The organism is Rhizobium sp. 21-4511-3d (assembly GCF_053522545.1).
This window is the reverse complement of sequence record NZ_JBNWCF010000001.1, coordinates 299,129-318,781: the sequence shown is the minus strand read 5'-3', so window position 1 is coordinate 318,781 and position 19,653 is coordinate 299,129. Positions and strand designations below refer to the sequence as shown.

The following is a 19,653-nucleotide window of genomic DNA, read 5'->3' as shown; positions in this document are numbered from 1 at the left end:
CGAGGGGAGAAGGGAAGACCGGAGCCCACCGCGAATCCCCTTCTCCCCTCGGGGAGAAGGTGGCGGCAGCCGGATGAGGGGGCCACGGGCGACACCTTCTCGATAGGCAGCGAAAAGACATTCCGCTCCTAAACTCACGCCCCAGGCACCCCACCTTCCCCCACCCCGCCAAACCTGCTAAGCCAACCGCATTTCCAGCACCCAAAACACTTCCAGCACCAATGCCAAAACTCCCGCTCCGCTCGGCGCAGACGATCGCCGTCCTCGCCGTCACCCAGCTGATCGGCTGGGGCACGACCTTCGACATGCTCGGCGTCATGGGCCGCGTCATCGCGCCCGATCTTGATATCGCCAACGAGATCGCCTTCGCCGGGCTCACCCTGATGATGGTCGTCAGCGCCCTTGCCGGTCCCGCCACCGGCCGCTGGCTGGCGCGCTATGGCGCCGCCCGCGTGCTCGCCGCCTCGTCGATCTGCTTTGCCATCGGCCTCCTGCTGCTCGCTGCAGCAAACGGCATCGTTCTCTATGCCGCCGCCTGGACCGTCATCGGTCTTGCCGGCGCGCTCGGGCTTTCGGCGCCCGCCTATACCGCCGTCATCGAGCGTGAGGGGCTGAACGGCAAGCGCATCATCGCCATCCTCATGCTGTTTACCGGCCTGTCGGCGACGATCTTCTGGCCGATCCTGACGGAGCTGACGCATGCCTATGGCTGGCGCATCACCTTCGTCATTTCGGCCGCGCTCCACATTCTCATCTGCCTGCCGCTGCATCTCTTCGCACTGCCGAAACCCGCCGCCGAACACACCCAGGGCGCTGCCGCCGAGACCCCACCGATCCATCTCACCGAAGAGCAACGCCGCAAGGCCTTCCTGCTGCTCGCCATCTCCACGACGCTCTGCACCTTCATCAGCTTCGGCCTGTCGCCGTCGCTGATCGAAGTGTTCCATCAGGCCGGCGCCTCTCCGGCGCTCGCCCTGCAGCTCGGCTCGGCGCGCGGCATCATCGCCATCTCCGCCCGTGGGCTGGACATGCTGCTCGGCAAGCGCGGCAACCCGATCCTGACCTCGATCACCGGCATCGCCCTGATGGCCGCAAGCTTCCTGCTGATGCTACTGGCGCCGGGCTCCACACCCGTCCTCGTCGCGTTCATCCTGATGTACGGCTTCGGCACCGGCGTGCTGACGGTCGCCCGGGCGCTATTGCCGCTCACCTTCTTCTCGGCGAAGGAATACGGCCTGCAGTCGGCCCGCCTCTCGACCCCGCAGAACCTTGCGAACGCCGTCGCACCCGTGGTCTTCACCGCCACGCTCGATCGCGGCGGCACGGGGCTGACGATCGGCATCTGCCTCGTGCTCGCCGCCGTCGCCCTCATCCTGATCTTCCGCCTCGCCGCCATGGTCAGGCAGGCTGAGCCGGTTCCGTCACTGCCCTGAAGCGCATCTCGGCCACATGCATCTTCGTCTTCGCCTCGCGCCGCGAGCGCGTCAGCCGATGCTGCAGCGTCACGAGATGATGCCCGGAAAGTGCCAGCGCGACCCCATCGAGCAAGCCCGCAACGATCCCCGCGATCTCGGCCGCCACCCTGCGTCCGCCATCCTCGACATAGATCTCCAGCGAAAACAGGTGCTCTTCTCCGGCCTCGCCAAGGATCACCGCCCCGCTCGTCATCTCGCCGATGACGATGCACGGCATCTTCCTGCCGGCGATCAACCGGTCGCGCACCCCATCGGCGCCGATCAGTGCCGAAAGCCCGCCATCGCCGGAAAGCCGCGCATGAACAGCCGTCAAAAGCTCATTTGCCGCGCTCATCCGCAGCCTCCTTCCGCCGCTCCTCCAAAACCCGGGAAAGAAAGGCCGCGAGATCGCCAAGCGTCACCGCCAGAACCGCCGTCATCGCCCCTCCTCCTCGCAGAGGCAGGCGAGATAGCGCCCGCCTTCATCGGGATCACGCAGGCTGCGGATCACGAAAACCCGCTCCCCCTTGCGCAGCCGCATGCCGCTCCTGATGTCAATGCGAAACCGCACCCATACCCGGTGCGTCAGCGTCACCAGATCGGACCCCGCCCGCTCCTCGCCGGTCTCGCCGAGTGGCTCGATCCGCGCCCAGAGCGAAGCCACCGCCTCGAAGGAGACATTCGCCCCACCCTGCCCGTCCGCCACCTCGACCGGCCGCTCCAGCACCAGCCGCGCGCTCATCGCGCCGGGATCGAGAACCGCCGCCCGCATCAGAGCCGCCTCATAAGGAAAGGCGCAATCAGCCGGTCATAACCGTCAGGAATACCCGCCGGCTGATCGGCCGTCGCGACAGCGCCGCGAAACGCAAACATCTGCGCCACATGCATCAGCATCGCCCGCTTCAGCACATCCGGCACCTCGGCCCCGCTCCCGCCGAACCCCGCCGAAAAATCGATCTCGACCCCGTTGATGGCGCGCGCCACACCCTCGCCCCGCTTCAACAGCAACCGCGCCGGCCGGGCCTGACGATCGAGCACATGCCTCTCCACCGGCCAGGAAACCTCCTCGCCACCGGCATCGTAAAGCGTCACGCTTTCAATCGCTTGCACCGGCCCCCTGGCAATCTGAATCACCCCGTCTTCAGGAACTGAATCAAGATAGAGCCGCCATCCCTGCGTCATCAGGCAAAGCCCGCTCACCCGCTCCAGATGCTCGCGGGCGACGGAGATCAGCGAGACGAGCAACGCATCCTCCTCGCCTCCATCCAACCGCAAATGCGCCTTCACCTCCCCAAGCGTCAGCGCCTCCGCCGACGGCGGAGTGATCAATGCATAGGTCATCGGAAATTCCTTTTTGAAAGACGGTGGAGAGTGGGCGGAGGCTTGGCCAAGACAAATCAGCATCCTCACCCGGAGCCCCCTCATCCGACCCTTCGGGCCACCTTCTCCCCGCTGGGGAGAAGGGAAGTCGGAGGGTGCGGCAAAGTCCCTTCTCCCCTGGGGGAGAAGGTGCCCGGCAGGGCGGATGAGGGGGCCACACCCACCGCGCCCGAACCAACTATTCGCTATTCGCTATTCGCTACTCACTACCCCCTACTCACCCCACCTCAACTCACCCCAAACTTCACCACCTTGATCGCCTCGAAATTCTGCACCCCGCCGCCGACCCTCTTGGTCGTGTAAAACAGCACATAGGGCTTGGCCGAATACGGATCCCGCAGCACCCGCACCCCGGTGCGATCCACCACCAGATACCCTGCCCGGAAATCCCCGAAGGCGATCGACAGCGAACCCGCCGCAATGTCCGGCATGTCCTCGGCTTCCGCGACCGGAAAGCCCATCAGCGTTGCCGCCTGGCCTGCCGCTGCCGGCGGCTGCCAGATGTAGCGGCCGTCGGCATCCTTCAGTTTGCGCACCGCGGCTTGCGTCTTGCGGTTCATGACGAAATTGGCGTTGCGGCGGTACCCAGCCTTCAGCGCGTAGATGGCGTCGACCAGCACGTCGGACGCGCCGCTCGCGGCAAAGGCGCCCGCAGCCCCGGTCGGGATATAGCCGAGATTGCCCCAGCTCCAGCTGCTTTCGGCCACCGCGGTATAGGCGAGAAACCCCTTCGGCTTGTTGGTGCCGTCGCCGGAGACGAAGGCCGTGCCCTCCTGCTCGGCAAAGACGGTATCGACCTCGCCCGAAATCCAGGCCTCGATATCGACGGCCGCATCGTCGAGCAGCGCCTGCGTCGCCGCCGGCATCGCATAGAGCTCCATCGTCGGAAAGCTCAGTTCGGCAAGCTGGGCATTGCCCGTCTGCGGCCGCGCCGCCGTCTCCGCCACCCAGCCGGACGCCATTCCCGAGGTCGAGAACGGCTTCTTCAGCACCGAGCCGGACACCTGCCGCACCGTCGCCAGCGACCGGATCGGCGAGACGACCGAAAGACGCCGCCCGATCTCGGTATCGGTCTCCGGCGGCACCAGGTAGCCGCCATCGGCCCCTGTCCCCGATGACATCGCCTTCGCCTCGATCTCGCGCAGCCCCGCCTCGTCGCCGCGGCGGATATAGTTTTCGAAGGCCGCCTTGTGCTCGCCATTGTCCGACGCGCCAGCACCGGAGCGACCGAGCGGCGGGCGCGCCTTCTTCAGCACCAGCTGGTCGAGCAGCTTCTTCTGCTCGTCCATGGCGCGGTTGATGCGGTCCATCTTGTCGCGGGTCACGACATCGTCGGTGAACTTCGCCTCGATCTCGCCGAGACGCCGGTCGTTGGTTTCCTTGAAGGCCTCGAAGGCTTCCATGAAATCGTCGAAGGCAGCCGTCATCGTCTCCGGCACCGCCTTGATCTCGGGTGCCGTCCTCGCAGTCATATCGCTCATGTTCAGGTCCTATCTGAAGGTTTCGGTCAGCATCTGCCGCGCCGCCCGGCGCATGGCGCGGACGAGCTCGGTCTCCTTGTCGCGGAACCACCGCGCATTCTTGATGTTCTGCACGCGCGCCGAAGGCAGCATCGGGAAGGTCACGACGGAGATCTCCCAGAGATCCGCCTCGATGATCCGCCTGACGCCGCTCTTGGCGTCGGTCCGCGCCCTGACGGTCCGGAAGCCGATCGACAACCCGTCGAGCGCCCCGCTCTTGATCAGCTGGTGCACCTCGCGCGCCCGCGCCACGCCATCGGCCAGCACGCCCTCGACATAAAGCCCCCTCCCATCCTCCCGGATGGTCTTCCACGCGCCGATCGGCTCGGACGGATCGTGCTGAAACAGCATCCTGACACCCTCCGCGCCGCGCTCCGACAAGGACTTGCGAAACGCCCCGCGCTCCACCTGATCCTTGCCGAGATCGACCTCGCCGAAGACGCTCGCATAACCCGAAAACGTCCCGTCGCGCCTGACCCCGCGCAGCTCCAGATTGGCAAATTTGCGCGTTTCGGCGCCCATGAGCGATGCGGCCATGGTTGGTGCTCCTGATTGTGAAATGAGAAAGGCTGGCGGGGGATTGCGGTCGCGAATAGCGAATAGCGAATAGCGAATAGCGTCGACTGCGCTCGACCGAGCTTCATCGGCAAGCGCCAAAAACTATTCGCTATTCCCTACAAACTATTCGCTACTTCCACCTCTTCGCCACCCGCGCCAAAACCCCGAGCCCCCACCAGGCACAGAGGCTCGCCGCAGCCGAACCCGACAGCATGACTTCGGAGGCCGAGAGCCGGTCCGCAATCCCCAGCCGCTCCGCCAGCCAGATCCCGGTGGGACCACCGAAGATCAGCCCGCAGGACAGCCCCGAAAAGAACCGGCTCGCCGCCTCCCGCCTGCTCTTCGGCAAGAGATAGATCAGCGACACCGCCGCCCCCGCCGAAGCCCCGAGCGCCCGGCTGGCCCACAGCCCGCCATCATTGGAAAAGTCAGCCATCGTTAAGGCCTCCCGGGTAAAACGCCCGCCATCCCAGGCAGGCAGCAACGCGCCAAAACAGACGCGGCAAACCCGCCCGGCGCGTCGCGCGCGCCCCGGCAGGCCCAATTTCTCCGAATTGTTTGAATCGCTTACGCCTGAGACTTCTCAGATCGAGTCAGGCGCTTGAGAGGTTGATTCAACGGCGCATCAACTGTCGCCAGGAACCTCGAAATCGTCGTCTTCGTCGAAGTCCAGAACCGTGCCCTGCTGGCGCCCGTGGCGGATCGCCGAAATCAGGATCGCGTCAGCCTCGACACGATAATCGATGACATAGGGCGCCTCGACGAAACGCCGCCGCCCGGCGAGCGGCAACACCGGGCTACCGGCATTCGGATGCGCCGCCAGCATTCGAAAGGCCGCCTGCAAACGCCGCAAGGTCGTCGCCGCCGCGCGAGGATTGGCCTTCATAAGGTAAGCCTTCTCGCGCTCAAGATATCCCGCCGCATCGGCCGAAAGGACGATCCGCTTCAAGCAGCGTTATCCTTGGCATCGGCAAGCAGGCGAGCAAACAGATCGTCGGCATCGACGGCCTCGCCGTTCTCGATCTGCTTTTCACCCTGCAGGACCTGAAGGATGTCGTTGCCCTCCTGCTGCAGGTAATATTTCAACGCCCGAACGATCACCCAGCTGCGCGTCCGCTCGGTCGCCTTGGCGATCGTCTCGATATCCCTGAGCATATCTTCAGGAAGGCGCAGCGCGATCGGATCGGAAAGAACAGGCTTGGACATGGCGTCATCTCCATTTTGTAATACGACGTATAACAAAATCGCCGCCCAGCCTCAATCGCCTATCCCAGCACCACGGTCCTGAACGTCAGCGAAACCCGCCGCCCGCGCATCCGCTTCACACCATCGACGATGTCGGAAGCCCGCGCCGGTATCTCATGCGTCCAGTCGTAGCGCGCCGCCCCCTGCATCACCAGCAGCGACCCGGGCTCCAGCATCACGCTGCGACGTTCACCACTGCCACGATGACGAAACACCATCTCGCAAGCCGAGAGCAAACTCAGCGACGCAATCACGCCACCGAAGCACGGCTCGCAATCGACATGCGCACTGATCCCCTGCCCCGGCAGATATTCATTGGCGATCACCTGATCCGGCAGAGCGCCAAAGTGCCCATCCCCGACGAGCCGCCGCGCCAGACCATCAAGCCAGTCCGGCAAAGGCCCCAGCCGCGCATCATCGGCCACCGTCCGCGCCCGGTAATCATAGCGATACCCGAAATGCTGCACCCGCCGCTTCAGCGTCATGTCCTAATCGCCGGCATCGAGCGCACGGCAAACCTCGTCCGCGTGCTGCCCAGCCAGAAAGCCAGGCACATAGCTCAGCCCCTCGATGCCCTCGAAATCCACAGCGCCCCCCAGCCTGCAAAACCGCCATAGGCTTCACAGGCCGACCGTTAGAGGTCAATACCCCACAGCCTCCCGCTTCTCCTCATCCGTCAGAAACGCCGCCGCCCCCACCCGCGCCCAGAGCTCCCCGCGTTCCGCCGAAAGCCCGGCCACCCTGTCCAGATCCGGCTCCAGCCGCAGCCCCTCGCCATAAGCTCCGCCGAGCCAGGCCGAGAGCGAGGCCGCCGTCCGTGTCAGCATCGGCAGCACAGTCAGGCGATAGAAAGCCCTGTTCGCCTCCTGGTAATTGGCAAATGTATTGTCGCCGGGAATGCCGAGCAGCATCGGCGGCACGCCGAAGGCGAGTGCGATGTCGCGGGCCGCGCCATTGCGGGCCTCGACGAAATCCATATCCTTCGGCGAAAGCCCCATCGCCTTCCAGTCGAGCCCGCCCTCGAGCAGCAGCGGCCGCCCGGCGCGCATCGGCCCGGAATAGCCGTCGTCGAGCTCCTGGCGCAGCCGCTCATATTGATCGGGCGAAAGATTGCCGCCCTCCTTCGGCTGATAGACCAGCGCGCCGGAGGGACGCGCGGAATTGTCGAGCAGCGCCTTGTTCCAGGTCGCCGCCGCATTGGAAAGATCGAGCGCCACCTGCGCTGCCGCCAGCGGCGGAAAGCCGAGATGATCGTCGAGCGGATGAAAGAGCTTCAGGTGCAGCAGCGCCATCCCCTCGGCCTCGGCCGCAAAGCGCCTCACCGAGCCACCGGCGCGATAGTCATAAGCCTCCGGCCACCCGTCCCGCCCCTCGACGACGCTCACCCTGTCGGGCCGCAGCAGGTGCAGCTCGCGCGGCGCCGCGCCGACCATCAGCGGCTCGACATAGGCATTGCCCGACAGCAGCAGATGCCCATAGAGCGCCTCGAAAAAATCCGGCCCGCCCATCCGCCCGTTCGGCTGGCGCAGCAGCGCGGTGGCCGGATGCTCCGGCCGCTCCCGCTCGCCCTCGTAGATCAGCCACGGCACGGCCGCAGCCGCCTCCGACACCAGCCTGACACAGCGATGCGCCACCGGGTTCTTCATGAACCCTTCGCGCGACAGTGCCGCATAAGACCGCCCCGTCCAGCTCGCCTGCCCCTGCGCCGCCAGCGACAACAAAGACCCCGCCGCCTTCTTCTCGGCCACGGCACTACGCCCCGCCCGCGGCAGGAAAGACCGGATATTCATGATGATGTCCCTTGTTGAAAGGTCAGCGCGCCGACGTTTCCCCCTTCTCCCCAGCGGGGGTCCGAAGGACGGGTCGAGACAAGTGTCTCCACCCCGGTCAGATGCCCGTCAGGGCAGATGAGGGGGACGATGAGCGCAGCGAAACGTGCCTTGAGCGGCAAGCGAAACGCCTCACCGCCCGGAGTAGAAGGGAAAGCGCGCCCTACGCAGCGATATCGATCGCCATTTCAGCCGTGATCTTTTCCCAGGGCACGGATACGAGCCCCTTGCCGTCACGGGCAATCAGCCCGGCATCGATCAGCGCATGAACATCGGCGTGAACGCCGCGGTAATCCCGCCCCAGCGCCACCGCCAGCTGGCGGATCGAGCTTTTGCCGCTCTGCTTCAGCCTGCGCAGCAGCTGCCAGCGATTGGCCGTCAGCACCTTGAGCAGCAGTTCCATGCTCTCGAACCCGATCGCTGCGGGGCGCTCGCGCAGATCCCCCGCATCGATCTCGCGCGCCGCTTCCCGCGCCTGCGAAAAGAAATCGTCGAGCCCGGCAATATGCAGCTTCACTTCACTCATGCCCGATCTCCCTTCTCACATCCGCCTGAAAATCCGCGATCAGCTTGTCCATCGTCTCGAAGACATAGGGCTCCTCGCGGTCGCGATAATGCCGGTGGTCGCCTTTGCCCGCTTCATTGTCGTAGCCGATAACGCGCTCGCCCGGCCGTCCGTAGAACAAAGAATATTTCAGCCCATGCGGCCGCTCGGCATTTGCCTGCGGCAATCGCCAGATCCTGATCTGCAAAATCATGCCATCAGGCAGAAGCAGCTTTCGATCGTAGATCAATGTCGCAGGCGGCATATGCTCTTTATAGCATATGGCATCGAATGCATCAACGTCGCCTCAGGAGACCTATTAGCCGCCAACCGGCACCTTCACCGCCAGCCCGCTGTCGAAATCCGCCGCCACCCGCGTCTCGCGCAGCGGCTTCACCGTCCGGGTCGAAAGCTCGTAATCCGGATGCGCCTTGTAGGCCGCCAGCGCCGCCTCGTCGGCGAACTCGCCGTAGACGATGAAGTCGACAGCATTGCCCCACTGGTCGGATTTCAGGTTTTCGCCGATCTCCAGCGTCAGCGCGTGGGGAATGCCGGTCAGCCGCGACAGGCCGTTGCGCACCGCCTCGCGATTTTCTTCCGGTGCGGTGAAGAAAACGATGTGGCGGATCACGCGGGCTCTCCCTCTTTTTTCAAGTGCGCCGCGCGATAGCATGCGAAAGCCAGGCCATCAACCGCTGCCACAGCCCGCAGACGCCGTCGCGGCGCAAGGCCGCATGGAAGGTCCGGCCGTAATCCGCGAGCTTCTCCGCCCTGTCGGTCCCGTTGACGATGCGCCGCGCGTTCACCCAGTCCGCCTTTTCGGCATTCAGATGATCGGCAAGCTTGTGCGGCGCGAAGCTGCCGGCGATCATCCCCTCGACGAGAATGGTCACTGCCGTCTGCATTTCCATGGCGCGCGCCGGATCGGCCACCAGGTCGATCCCCGTCAATTTGCTCATCGCCTCGTAATTGCGCTTGTGCGTCAGCTGCACCAGCCCGCGCCCCAGCCAGCTCTTGCCGTCCTCGTCGGGCAGCCAATAGACCGTCTTCACCCAGGAAAGCTTGCCCGCGGCATAGGCCCGGTCGAGGATTTCCACCGCCTTCTCGTCGCTCGCAGCCAGCGTCTCGCGCACCGGCTGCATCGTGTAGGCGGTCTCGTGAAAGGCGGTTGCCAGGATATAGGCGAGCCAGCGCGGATCGGCGCGGTCGTGATGCCGCTCCCAATAGTCGAGGATGGCATTGATGCCCTCCACCTGCTGTTGCTGCAGGCTGCCCTTGAAGAGCGTGCCGCGCACCTGATCGAAGAAGTATCGGCGGTCGATGTGGATAACCATGAAAATCGTCCCGGCCTTAATCGATTAAAATAATTTCAATCGTTTAAAGCGTTTAAGCCCCTGATTTACAGCATATTTAAGCTGTGTCATGCGTTTCCTATCGCCGCAGCGCCAAAGGCTTTCGAAAGCCTTGGCCCAGCCGATTGGCCGTCAAGCCGGAGAGGAGACCGATGCAAACGACCGATACCCAACAGCAGCCCATCATTCCCCAGCACCTCGTCGACCAGATGGAAAACGAGTGGCGCCAGGTCCGCCCGGTTCGCGAAGCACCGCGCCCTGCAGAACCGCCGAAGCAGCGATAAACTGCCAAGGCGCAAAAGGCGAGCGGCGAACCGTCATATACCTCTCACCCGCGGCTCGCCGCCGCCATCAAGCACCAGTGCCGTCAGCGCCCAGACCAGGGCATCCAGCCTGTCCGGCGAGCGGCCGTTCGAAAGCCCGTCCGGGCCGAAATCACACATCTGGTCCTCCAGCGCGGTAAAGCGCCCGGCATGAACCACCCTTCCCTGCTCGTAGAGCGCCGCCGCCGGCTCGGCCCTTAGAAATTTCCCCCGCGTCGCCCTCACGTTCGAAACCGGCAGCGTCGCGTCGATGCTCTTCAGCATGGCCGAAACCATGTCGCCGCCCTGGTTGATTTCGGCGATCACCCGGTCGGCGCCGAAGCGATGATAGGCGCGCACCACCGCACCCGCCCAGCCTGCCGGGCTCAGGCCCTCGACCGAGCAGTCCGCCAGCACCACCGCCCGCCCCGAAACATCGAGACCGGCGACGACGATGCCGCAGCAGGAGGCAGCACCGGCCGCCGCCGGCGGATCAACCGCCACGACGATGCGCCTCAAGGCGCCTATCGCCCGCGTCACCAGCGCCTCGATCTGGCCGCGCTTCCACAGCCCGTCGTCGCGGTCCTCGATCAGCTCGCCGTCGAGCTCCTGGCGGCCCAGCCGCGTGCCGCCATAGCGCGCCGAGAGCGCGTCGATGAAACCCGGCGCCAGATTGGCGCGGTTGGCAAGCGTGCTGATCCGCGCCAGCCGCGTGCCCTCATCGGCAATCAGCGCCTTCAAAAGCGGCACCGGCCGCGGCGTCGTCGTCACCAGCTGCCGCGGCGCAGTGCCGAGCCGCAGGGAAAATTGCAGCATGTCCCAGGTCTCCTGCCCATGCTTCCATTTCGCCAGCTCGTCGCACCAGGCCAGATGAAACTGCGGCCCGCGCAAACTTTCGGGATCCTCGGAGGAAAACACCTGCGCCACCGCGCCATTCGGCCAGACGAGCCTGCGCCGCGAAATCTCGAAGTCCGGCCGGTTGCGCCGCGCGATCCGGCAGATCCCCGAGATACCGTCGATCATCACCTCACGCGCATCCCCCAGCGTCTCCGCCACCAGCGCGATCCTCAGATCCGAGCGCTGCCCGGCGCTCGCCAGGCCATGCACCCATTCGGCACCCGCCCGCGTCTTGCCGGACCCGCGCCCGCCAAGCAGCAACCACGTCCGCCAATCTCCATCAGGCGCCATCTGCTCCAGCCGCCCCGCCAGCGCCCAATCCCTGAGCGCCCCGGGAAATCCCTCCAGCAACGGCCCGCCGATCCGCTCCAGCCTCTCAAGCGCCGAAATCCCCGGCTCAAGCAGCATCGGCCAGATCTCCGTTGGTGGGTGAGCGGTTGGAGTCGGTTGGAAGGGAGCAGTAGCCGATGCAGACTCCGAGCCTGAGACGCCGCAACGGGCCGCCTCCAACTCATCCGCTAGACCCGCGCCAATCGCCTCCAGCCCCTGCCGCAATAGTCCCGCCGCCGACAGCGCCTGCGCCATCGCCGAGCGCACCTTCGCCGCCTCGGCCCGCCGCTTCTGGCGCGCCGATCGCGGCCGCATCGTTCGTCCCGGTGAAGGAAATCCCGCCACGTCCGCCCGCCTCCGCCTGCCAAGCCCTGATCCGCGCTTCGACGATCAGCGCCGCCTTCTCCTCGGCGCGCTAATCGATGATCGCCAAAAGCTGCCCCCTGGCCGCGGCATAGCCTTCGGCCTGTTCGCGGCTTTCGATCTCCATTTCGCGGTCGCGGGCGAGCTGGCGCTGCAGCTGGTCGATCTTCTCGAGCGTGCGGACGATCAGCCCCATGGCATCGGCCGCCGCCTTCAGATCCGCCCGCGCCAGCTTCTCCGCCGCCTCGTCACCGCTCAGCGCCGCAATCCCGGCGCCCTTCCTCAGCTCGACGAAAGCCGCAAACTGCTCCCGCATCTCCGCCGTCATCTGGTTCAGCAACACCCGGAGCTCATCCCCCGGCACCCCCTCCGACTTGGTCTCCAGCAGCAGCCCCCCGCCATAGGCAGGGCGCTCCGGCCAGAAGCCGCAAAGCTCGGGTCTGAATTCACCAGTGCTCATGGAAGGTCCTTTCGGCGAGGTGCCGTAAAGTGCAGGGGTCAGGGTGTCAGCCGGCCGCCGAGCCCGGAGCCCCCTTACCCTGCCCACCGGGGTCGAGCCGACGGTCTCGACCCGTCCTTCGGACCCCCGAGGGGAGAGGGTATGTTGGCGCTAGGGGCCGCTGCGATTTTCCCTTCTCCCCAGCGGGGAGAAGGTGCCCGCAGGGCGGATGAGGGGGCCAAGACCACAGTTCTCCCTCATCCCTGTGCTCGTCACAGGGATCCAGCCACGGCGCGTCCGCGTCGTGAATGACTCATCTGATATAGAAGAAGAAGTATTCCGCGCCCAAGGACTTGGGCGCACTGGATTCCTGTGACAAGCACAGGAATGAGGGAGTGTGATGTGGCTCTACCCGCCAAACGGCAACCGCCCAGCCGCAACTTTCCGACTATGCCATAACCCTACCAAACCGCCGTCACGCCGTCAAGGATTATTTTCCTATCTACATAAATTGCTACTGCGCATGCAAAACGGAGCTCTCGACATGTGCCGCGTAAACGTGTCCTCTTAGGCCCATCGAACGATGACGCGTGGGGATCTCGAATGCGGTTCAGGCTGATCTACGAGGGCGAGTTGCGCTCCAATCAACGTGACCCTGTCGGGGGCCAACCCGATCGGCTTGCAGAACATAAGCAAGCGATTAGGAAGGTATTTCACAAGCAGCTGAGCCACCTCTGGCAAACCAATAAATTCCTGGCGACTAGCCGAGTTTTTCCAAGCGATTACGGCGCCAACCAGATTTCGGATGGGGTCCCTCGTTGGGGGGCTTCTCCGAACGAGCAAATTCCGCTTGTAGAAGCGGTTGCGCAGAGCCATTGCGAGAACGGTTATCGTTTTGTGCCACTGGTTCGAAGTGCCTGGTCTTTGACGTGCTCTCTCGAAGTACTGTTTTTGAGGCATGACCCGCCTGGCAGCGTCGTTCACGCAGGCGATCTAGACAATCGAATTAAGACGTTGATCGACGCTTTACGGAAACCAGATAACAAAGCCGAACTCAGAGGCAATGAACTTCCAGCGGATGGCGAGGACCCCTTCTTTTGTCTGTTGGAAGACGACAAACTAGTAACAAGGATCTTAGTGGAGAGTGACCGATTCTTAATTCCGCCAAAAGGAAATCGAGACGAAGATAATCGACAAGTACACATCATCGTAACGGTCGATGTCCGTCCTCACGACGTGACGATGTTCAATCTAAGTTTCGCCTAGATGCAATCCTTGCTTTTAGAAGAAGGAAGTTCTCGTCAGGGCTTCATTAAGACAATCTAATATATTGATTTCCCTCCACAATCCCCCATCTTAACCACCTTTCTGAACCCTTCTTCAACCTCCCCCGGCGCCAACTGAACCGAACCCTATTCAGGCGGCACCATCATGAGCGGCATCCAGATCCGGCTTGCGGAAATCATCGAAGCGCTCAGCAAGGCGCTCGATCTCACGGAAGGGCAGCCGCCCGGCCATTGCATCCGCGCCTGCTATATCGGCACCCATATCGGCCGCGAGCTCGGCCTGCCGGATGGCGAGCTGCAGGATCTCTATTACACGCTGCTGCTGAAAGACCTCGGCTGCAGCAGCAATGCCGCCCGCATCTGCGAAATCTATCTGGCCGATGATCTCGCCTTCAAACGCGATTTCAAGCTGGTCGATGGCAGCCTCGGCCAGGTGCTGCGCTTCGTCATCGGCCATACCGGCATGCAGGCCGGCCTTGCCGAGCGCTTTCGCGGCATTCTCAACATCCTGCAGAACGGCGGCGAGATCGTCACCGACCTGATCCAGACGCGCTGCCAGCGCGGCGCCGAGATCGCGCGGATGATGCGGTTTTCCGAGGCGGTGGCAAACGGCATTCTCGGCCTCGACGAGCACTGGAATGGCGGCGGCCGGCCGATCGGCCTGTCGGGTACCGAAATCCCGCTGTTCTCGCGCATCGCGCTCTTGGCGCAGATCGCCGATATCTTTCAGGCGAGCGGCGGCCCCGAGGCGTCGAAGGCCGAGATCGCCAAGCGGTCCGGCACATGGTTCGATCCCGATCTCACGGCGGCCTTTGCCCGCGTCGCCGCGCGCCCCGATTTCTGGGAAATCCTGCGTTCTGAAGCGCTGGAGGAGGTCGTGCTGAGCAGCGAGCCCGGCCAGCAGGCGATCATGGCCGATGACGACTATCTCGACGATATCGCCGCCGCCTTCGCCAAGGTGATCGACGCCAAAAGCCCCTATACATCGGGCCATAGCGATCGTGTCGCGCTGTTTACCGATCTGATCGCCGAGGAAATGGGCATCGATGCCGAGGGCCGCCGCTTCCTGAAGCGTGCTGCCCTGCTCCACGATATCGGCAAGCTCGGCGTCTCCAATTCCGTGCTCGACAAGCCCGGCAAGCTCGAAGGCGAGGAATGGGAGCAGATGAAGCGGCATTCGGAATTTTCCGAGCTCATCCTGTCGCGCATCCACGCCTTCTCCGAAGCCGCCGTCATCGGCGGCGCCCACCACGAAAGGCTTGATGGCAAGGGCTATCCGCGCGGCTTGACCGCCGCCGATATCCCGATGGAAGTCCGCATCGTCTCGACCGCAGACGTCTTCGATGCGCTGACCGCCGACCGCCCATACCGCGCCGCCATGCCGATCGCCAAGGCGCTCGCCATTCTCTGGGAGGGTGCGGGCCAAAGCCACGATCCGGTCTGCATCACCGCACTCGAACGCGCGCTCGACCGCACCGCCATCGAAAAGAAGGCGGCGTAAAAGCGGCCGGCCGCGCCAAAACCGCCGTCGACATTTGTCCGCCACCCCATCCATGCTATAATCCGCCATGGACCGGGAACAGCTTGCAGCCTTTGCGCTCTCACTGCCGGAAGCGGTCGAAAGCGCCCATATGGGCACACGTGATTTTCGCGTGCGCAGCAAGATCTTTCTGACCTTTCCGGACCAGGATTACTGCGTCGTCCGCCTCACCCCCGACCAGCAGAAACTCACCCTCGAAATCGCCCCGAAGGAAACCCTCCCCGTCCCCGGCGGCTGGGGCCTGCGAGGCTCCACCCGCCTCTATCACACACTCGCCGAGGACACGCTGACCCGCGATCTCGTGCGCAAGGCCTGGCTGAATGTGGCGCCGAAGGGGTTGCATGGGCTTCTCGGAAGCTAGCGCTTGCTTATGCAGAAACGACCAATCAAACTTCGCTCAAAACCGGCTCGGGAGTGATGAGATGAAAACTGCCGAATTGGCTGACGCCAAACGCGCTCTTGCCCAGTATGTCGAGGCAGCCCGCTGCGGCGACTTTGTTACGATCACCAGCGCGGGCAAGCCTCTTGCGGTTCTCGTCAGCGTAGAAGCCGCCACAGTGGCTTGCAGGCCGGAACGACCAAGCTTCTCGGCCTTTCTCAAAACTTTTCCCGGCGGCGATATCCCGATCGAGCGTAATACATCCGGGTCCCGATAACGGGACTCGCAGTAGCTCAGCTACCTCCCTAGAAGTCCAAAGAGACCCGATGCAACAGCGGTATCTTGGCGGTTAAGCGGAGCGTGATGACCATTGCGGAGATCGGTCTCAATCGCGAACCGCTCCCATTCCCTTTCGGCGAGGAAGTGGAGATGAAGCTCGCTCCCTCCTAGCACGGTCGCCTGCCGAATTTTGTCGCTCTGGTGCTCGTTCATTCGCCTCGCTGTATTTGACGTCTGGCCTATATACAGCGGATGCGCGAGGCCATTTACGTCTCGCCGGACCATCAAATACACTGCAGGCAGATCAATGTGAGATGCCAACAAGGGATAAACAGTCGTTATCCACCATCGCCCAGAGGCGCCTTGCCAGTGGTGAAAGCGAGGCTTAGCAGCTGCCAAATAGTTGGCCTGCGGAGGAAGTCCTGCGATACCTGTTAACATGCCCTTACTCCTCAAAGGAATCAAAGCCCCCAAGTCAGATAATGGCAGAACATTTCAGAAACTCAATAGATGCCAATTCTCGCTCAAATATACCATATATTGATTTTCGGCCACGACCCGCTGGAAATTGCCCTTACCGATACCCCACCGCATCCGCCTCCTTCCCCGTCTCCACCACCTCGTCCATATACCGCCAGCAATCCGGCCTCGACCCGTCCACATCGTCGAACCCATAGACCTTCGCCAGCCCGCCGCTCGAGAGCGACTGTCCGTTGAAACGCCCCATCTGCGCATCCCCCGCCAGCGCCGCCACCGCCCGGCCGACGAAGCGCGGCGTCTCGGAAATGACGAAATGCGCCGGGGCGATGGTGCTCTCCCGCCAGGTCTCCTCGGCCACCCCGTAGATCTCCAGCATCATTTCCGAGCGCATCCAGCCGGGCGTCATGGAAACCGCCGTGCAGCCGTGCTTTTCCAGGTCCTTGCCATGCGCCCAGGCCATGCGGGTCACGCCGGTCTTGACGAGGTCGTAATAGGGGTTCAGCCGGTAATGCGTGGCGTTATAGTCCGCCGTGCCGTCGGTCATCTCGACGAGCAGTCCGCCCGGCCGTTCGATCAGCAGCGGCAGGGCGTAACGGGCGGTGATGAAATGCGTGTCGATCGCCAGCCGCAGCATTTTCAGCCCGTTTTCCAGCGAATGCTCCCAGACCGGCTTTTCCCATTCCGTCAGGTGCTCGCCGCCCCAGATGTCGTTGACGAGAATATCGAGCCGGCCCTCCTCGCCGCGGATGCGCGCCACCAGCGCCTCCACCTCCTGGGGCACGAGATGATCGACCCTCAGCGCGATCGCCCGGCCGCCGGCCGCCTCGACCAATTCGGCGGTCTCCTCGATCGTCTCCGGCCGGTTGTATTCGGAGCGCTGGCCGCGCGTCGAGCGGCCCGTCACATAGACGGTCGCGCCTGCAGCTCCGAGCTCGATCGCGATCCCGCGTCCGGCGCCGCGCGTGCCACCGGCCACCAGTGCCACCTTTCCCCTGAGCTCCGCTGTCATAATCCGATCCTCCACGCTAGAAGCAATTTCGCCCGCCTCGCGACGGGTTACTGAATATAAACGAACGTTCGTTCATAATCGATGCGAACGCAAGAGGAAATTTCATGCCGCGCACCCGCACCCTGCCGGACGAGCAGCTTCTGGAGATGGTTCTCGCCCTCATCCATGCCGAGGGGCCGGATGCCGCAAGCTTCGGCGCGGTGGCAAAAGTCAGCGGCCTCTCCGGCTCCACCCTCGTCCAGCGCTTCGGCACCAAGGCCGGCATGCTGCGCGCCGCGCTGATCCATGCCTGGGACCGGCTGGATGCCGAAACCGCAAAGGTTTCCGCCGCTGCGGACAAGACCCCCGAAGGCGCCGTCGGCCTGCTCACCGCCCTCTCGCAGGATTACGGCGAAGACCCCGCTACCTATGCCCAGGGCCTCCTCGTGCTGCGCGAGGATTTCCGCGATCCGGTGCTGCGCGCCCGGGGTGCTGCCTGGGCCAAGGCGCTGACCGCGGCGCTATCGGAATGCCTCGCTTCCACCCCCGAAGCCGAAACCTCCGCCCGCCTGATGCTGTCGCAATGGCAGGGCTCGCTGCTCTGGTGGGGCTTCACCTCGCAGGGCCGCGTTGCCGATTATGTCGAGCAAGAACTCAGCCTGTTCCTGAAGACGCTTCTGCACCGGCCCTGATCCCAAAGCCCAAATTTATCTAGGGTCTCCCGCGAGTTCTTATCGTTTGTGACGAGGCATCGGCGCACGCTATCGAGCCTGCACCGGAGATTTATCCGGATGCATCGCAAGGAGCCGCCCATGAAGATGAGACATTGCCTGATCGCGCTTTCCCTTTCCGCAAGTCCGCTCCACGCCACCGAATTGACGGACAAGGCCTTCCAGGAAATCGCCGCCCGCGCCTTCCAGCCTGTCATCAAGACCTATGATATCCCGGGCATGGCGATCGGCGTTTCGATCGACGGCAAGCAATTTTTCTATGTGTCGGGCGAGGCCTCGCGCGAAGCGAAGACGCCGGTGACCACCGATACGATCTTCGAGCTCGGCTCGGTCAGCAAGGTCTTCAACGTGACGCTCGCAGCGCTTGCCGCCGAGCGCGGCCTGATCTCGCTCAAGGACCCCGCCTCCACCTATCTGCCGGAACTCAAGGGCAGCGCCTTCGACAAGATCACCCTCGTCAATCTCGCCACCCACACATCCGGCGGCCTGCCGCTGCAGGTACCCGACGCAGTCACAAATGATGCCGAACTGACGGCCTACCTGAAGAGCTGGAAACCGCCCTACAAGCCGGGCACGATGCGCTCCTATTCGAATGTCAGCATCGGCCTGCTCGGCCGCATCGCCGGCCAGCGCCTCGCCGGCAGCTACCGCGAGGCGGCCGAGAAACAGCTCTTCCCGGCGCTCGGCCTGAAGAGCACCTTCATCTCCGTTCCTCAAGACGCCGCAGACCGCTATGCCTTCGGCTATTCCAAGGACAACCGCCCGATCCGCGTCAATCCCGGCGTCCTCGACGACGAGGCCTACGGCGTCAAGACGACGATCCGCGACATGACGCATCTGATGGCGCTCAACCTTGATCAGCAGGGCCTGGCGCCCGATCTGGCCGCCGCCATCCGCCAGACCCATACCGGCTATTTCACCACCGCTTATTACACGCAGGACATGGTCTGGGAGCAGTATCCCTGGCCGGTGAAGGCGAAGCAGCTCACCGATGGCAATTCCAACAAAATGAGCCTCGAAAGCCAGCCGGTCAAAGCGCTGAAGACGCCGCTTGCTCCACAGAAATCCGTACTGATGAACAAGACCGGCGCCACCGGCGGCTTCGGCGCCTATGTGGTGCTGGCCCCCAAATCAGGCATCGCCCTGACGGTTCTCGCCAACCGCAACTATCCGAACACGGCGCGCGCCGAAGCCGGGCTGAAGCTCATCGAAGCGCTGGAAAAATATACGAAGTAAGTCTCTCTGCGGCCGGTTTATTCCGGCCGCTCCTTCGCGTCGTTGCCCACCGTCAGCGGCCAGTCGACGACATAATCCTCGAGCGCTTCGGGATCGATCTCGGTCTCGCTGATCGTCCGCCCGCGGGCGGAAATGCCGGCCTGGTGCACGGTCTCGGGATCGCCGGAGACCAGCGGATGCCACCAGTAGAGGTCTTCGCCCTCGTTGATCAGCCGGTAGCCGCAGGTGGGCGGCAGCCAGGCGATCTCGGACACGTTTTCCTTGGTCAGCTGCACGCAGTCGGGCACGAAGTCCCAGCGCTTCTCGTAATTGGAACAGCGACAGCTCTCGCCGTCGAGCAGCTTGCAGGCGACCGAGGTGAAATAGATGTCGCCCGAGTCCCATTCCTCGAGCTTGTTGAGGCAACAGAGCCCGCATCCGTCACAGATGCTCTCCCATTCCTCTTTGGTCATCTCGGGCAGCGTCTTGCGCTTCCAGAAGGGCGTATCTTCCATCATTTCGTTTCTGCAACAGTGGCGCCG

The 19,653-nt window shown here is 63.7% G+C and carries 27 protein-coding genes; 8 read left to right on the top strand and 19 right to left on the bottom strand.

The window, feature by feature from the left end; all coding sequences use genetic code 11:
- Positions 1-221 precede the first annotated feature (221 nt).
- Positions 222-1,433 carry an MFS transporter gene (locus tag ACQZ5H_RS01745; protein WP_449096565.1) on the top strand — a complete coding sequence of 404 codons (1,212 nt, stop codon included), beginning with the start codon at positions 222-224 and terminating at the stop codon, positions 1,431-1,433.
- Here ACQZ5H_RS01745 and ACQZ5H_RS01740 read toward each other — a convergent pair.
- The 14 genes from ACQZ5H_RS01740 to ACQZ5H_RS01675 form a co-directional block, all read right to left on the bottom strand.
- Positions 1,399-1,809 (bottom strand): DUF3168 domain-containing protein, encoded by a 411-nt coding sequence (locus ACQZ5H_RS01740; protein WP_449096564.1) that lies wholly within the window; start codon positions 1,807-1,809, stop codon positions 1,399-1,401. The genes ACQZ5H_RS01745 and ACQZ5H_RS01740 overlap by 35 nt on opposite strands.
- An 81-nt stretch (positions 1,810-1,890) precedes the next feature.
- The gene (locus ACQZ5H_RS01735) at positions 1,891-2,226 is read right to left on the bottom strand and encodes a phage head closure protein (RefSeq protein ID WP_449096563.1); all 336 of its coding nucleotides are present in this window, start codon (positions 2,224-2,226) and stop codon (positions 1,891-1,893) included.
- Entirely contained in the window at positions 2,226-2,795 is a 570-nt protein-coding gene (locus ACQZ5H_RS01730) for a head-tail connector protein (protein WP_449096562.1), read from the bottom strand. The genes ACQZ5H_RS01735 and ACQZ5H_RS01730 overlap by 1 nt, the downstream gene beginning before the upstream one ends.
- Positions 2,796-3,061: 266 nt before the next feature.
- Complete coding sequence (locus ACQZ5H_RS01725; RefSeq protein ID WP_449096561.1) at positions 3,062-4,315, bottom strand: phage major capsid protein; 1,254 nt, start codon at positions 4,313-4,315, stop codon at positions 3,062-3,064.
- A 9-nt stretch (positions 4,316-4,324) separates the two neighbouring features.
- Positions 4,325-4,891 (bottom strand): HK97 family phage prohead protease, encoded by a 567-nt coding sequence (locus ACQZ5H_RS01720; protein ID WP_130278653.1) that lies wholly within the window; start codon positions 4,889-4,891, stop codon positions 4,325-4,327.
- Between the two features lie 151 nt (positions 4,892-5,042).
- A complete protein-coding gene (locus ACQZ5H_RS01715; RefSeq protein ID WP_112719667.1) occupies positions 5,043-5,348 on the bottom strand; it encodes a DUF6107 family protein in 306 nt (101 codons plus the stop codon).
- A 189-nt stretch (positions 5,349-5,537) separates the two neighbouring features.
- On the bottom strand, positions 5,538-5,861 hold the full coding sequence (locus ACQZ5H_RS01710; protein WP_449096560.1) for a type II toxin-antitoxin system RelE/ParE family toxin: 324 nt from the start codon (positions 5,859-5,861) through the stop codon (positions 5,538-5,540).
- The gene (locus tag ACQZ5H_RS01705; protein WP_449096559.1) at positions 5,858-6,118 is read right to left on the bottom strand and encodes a CopG family ribbon-helix-helix protein; all 261 of its coding nucleotides are present in this window, start codon (positions 6,116-6,118) and stop codon (positions 5,858-5,860) included. The genes ACQZ5H_RS01710 and ACQZ5H_RS01705 overlap by 4 nt, the downstream gene beginning before the upstream one ends.
- Before the next feature lie 59 nt (positions 6,119-6,177).
- A complete protein-coding gene (locus ACQZ5H_RS01700) occupies positions 6,178-6,642 on the bottom strand; it encodes an alpha-ketoglutarate-dependent dioxygenase AlkB (RefSeq protein ID WP_449096558.1) in 465 nt (154 codons plus the stop codon).
- A gap of 156 nt (positions 6,643-6,798) precedes the next feature.
- Positions 6,799-7,947, bottom strand: coding sequence for a phage portal protein (locus tag ACQZ5H_RS01695; RefSeq protein WP_449096557.1), 1,149 nt, complete (start codon positions 7,945-7,947; stop codon positions 6,799-6,801).
- A gap of 202 nt (positions 7,948-8,149) precedes the next feature.
- Positions 8,150-8,512 carry an HVO_A0114 family putative DNA-binding protein gene (locus tag ACQZ5H_RS01690; RefSeq protein WP_449096556.1) on the bottom strand — a complete coding sequence of 121 codons (363 nt, stop codon included), beginning with the start codon at positions 8,510-8,512 and terminating at the stop codon, positions 8,150-8,152.
- Positions 8,505-8,795, bottom strand: a complete 291-nt coding sequence (locus ACQZ5H_RS01685) for a toxin-antitoxin system TumE family protein (protein WP_112719672.1) — start codon at positions 8,793-8,795, stop codon at positions 8,505-8,507. Before ACQZ5H_RS01685 ends, ACQZ5H_RS01690 begins: the two co-directional genes overlap by 8 nt.
- Positions 8,796-8,849: 54 nt before the next feature.
- Positions 8,850-9,161 (bottom strand): Dabb family protein, encoded by a 312-nt coding sequence (locus ACQZ5H_RS01680; protein WP_449096555.1) that lies wholly within the window; start codon positions 9,159-9,161, stop codon positions 8,850-8,852.
- Between the two features lie 19 nt (positions 9,162-9,180).
- A complete protein-coding gene (locus ACQZ5H_RS01675) occupies positions 9,181-9,864 on the bottom strand; it encodes a hypothetical protein (RefSeq protein ID WP_449096554.1) in 684 nt (227 codons plus the stop codon).
- Between the two features lie 170 nt (positions 9,865-10,034).
- Here ACQZ5H_RS01675 and ACQZ5H_RS01670 point away from each other — a divergent pair, with 170 nt between their 5' ends.
- Positions 10,035-10,166 (top strand): hypothetical protein, encoded by a 132-nt coding sequence (locus ACQZ5H_RS01670; RefSeq protein ID WP_281438210.1) that lies wholly within the window; start codon positions 10,035-10,037, stop codon positions 10,164-10,166.
- Positions 10,167-10,199: 33 nt separating this feature from the next.
- On the opposite strand, the gene ACQZ5H_RS01665 is transcribed toward ACQZ5H_RS01670, so the two are convergent.
- Both ACQZ5H_RS01665 and ACQZ5H_RS01660 read right to left on the bottom strand, forming a co-directional pair.
- Positions 10,200-11,489, bottom strand: a complete 1,290-nt coding sequence (locus ACQZ5H_RS01665; RefSeq protein WP_449096553.1) for a DNA-packaging protein — start codon at positions 11,487-11,489, stop codon at positions 10,200-10,202.
- 337 nt (positions 11,490-11,826) lie between these two features.
- Positions 11,827-12,234 (bottom strand): hypothetical protein, encoded by a 408-nt coding sequence (locus ACQZ5H_RS01660; protein WP_449096552.1) that lies wholly within the window; start codon positions 12,232-12,234, stop codon positions 11,827-11,829.
- A gap of 582 nt (positions 12,235-12,816) precedes the next feature.
- Here ACQZ5H_RS01660 and ACQZ5H_RS01655 point away from each other — a divergent pair.
- The 4 genes from ACQZ5H_RS01655 (at position 12,817) to ACQZ5H_RS01640 (ending at position 15,695) form a co-directional block, all read left to right on the top strand.
- Positions 12,817-13,479: a hypothetical protein gene (locus ACQZ5H_RS01655; protein ID WP_449096551.1), complete on the top strand. Its 663-nt coding sequence runs from the start codon at positions 12,817-12,819 to the stop codon at positions 13,477-13,479.
- A 165-nt stretch (positions 13,480-13,644) separates the two neighbouring features.
- The gene (locus ACQZ5H_RS01650) at positions 13,645-15,000 is read left to right on the top strand and encodes an HD-GYP domain-containing protein (RefSeq protein WP_449096550.1); all 1,356 of its coding nucleotides are present in this window, start codon (positions 13,645-13,647) and stop codon (positions 14,998-15,000) included.
- A gap of 67 nt (positions 15,001-15,067) precedes the next feature.
- Positions 15,068-15,400 (top strand): MmcQ/YjbR family DNA-binding protein, encoded by a 333-nt coding sequence (locus tag ACQZ5H_RS01645; protein ID WP_203429270.1) that lies wholly within the window; start codon positions 15,068-15,070, stop codon positions 15,398-15,400.
- A 61-nt stretch (positions 15,401-15,461) separates the two neighbouring features.
- Complete coding sequence (locus ACQZ5H_RS01640) at positions 15,462-15,695, top strand: type II toxin-antitoxin system Phd/YefM family antitoxin (protein WP_449096549.1); 234 nt, start codon at positions 15,462-15,464, stop codon at positions 15,693-15,695.
- Between the two features lie 20 nt (positions 15,696-15,715).
- Here the strand turns inward: ACQZ5H_RS01640 and ACQZ5H_RS01635 are convergent, their stop codons facing one another.
- On the bottom strand, positions 15,716-15,982 hold the full coding sequence (locus ACQZ5H_RS01635; protein ID WP_449097009.1) for a GIY-YIG nuclease family protein: 267 nt from the start codon (positions 15,980-15,982) through the stop codon (positions 15,716-15,718).
- Positions 15,983-16,271: 289 nt separating this feature from the next.
- Positions 16,272-17,186: an SDR family oxidoreductase gene (locus ACQZ5H_RS01630; RefSeq protein WP_449096548.1), complete on the bottom strand. Its 915-nt coding sequence runs from the start codon at positions 17,184-17,186 to the stop codon at positions 16,272-16,274.
- Positions 17,187-17,290: 104 nt separating this feature from the next.
- Here ACQZ5H_RS01630 and ACQZ5H_RS01625 point away from each other — a divergent pair, with 104 nt between their 5' ends.
- Both ACQZ5H_RS01625 and ampC read left to right on the top strand, forming a co-directional pair.
- Entirely contained in the window at positions 17,291-17,857 is a 567-nt protein-coding gene (locus tag ACQZ5H_RS01625) for a TetR/AcrR family transcriptional regulator (protein ID WP_449096547.1), read from the top strand.
- Positions 17,858-17,977: 120 nt separating this feature from the next.
- Positions 17,978-19,132 (top strand): class C beta-lactamase, encoded by a 1,155-nt coding sequence (ampC, locus tag ACQZ5H_RS01620; protein WP_449096546.1) that lies wholly within the window; start codon positions 17,978-17,980, stop codon positions 19,130-19,132.
- Positions 19,133-19,149: 17 nt separating this feature from the next.
- Here the strand turns inward: ampC and ACQZ5H_RS01615 are convergent, their stop codons facing one another.
- Positions 19,150-19,626, bottom strand: a complete 477-nt coding sequence (locus ACQZ5H_RS01615; protein WP_449097008.1) for a YcgN family cysteine cluster protein — start codon at positions 19,624-19,626, stop codon at positions 19,150-19,152.
- Positions 19,627-19,653: the final 27 nt, after the last annotated feature.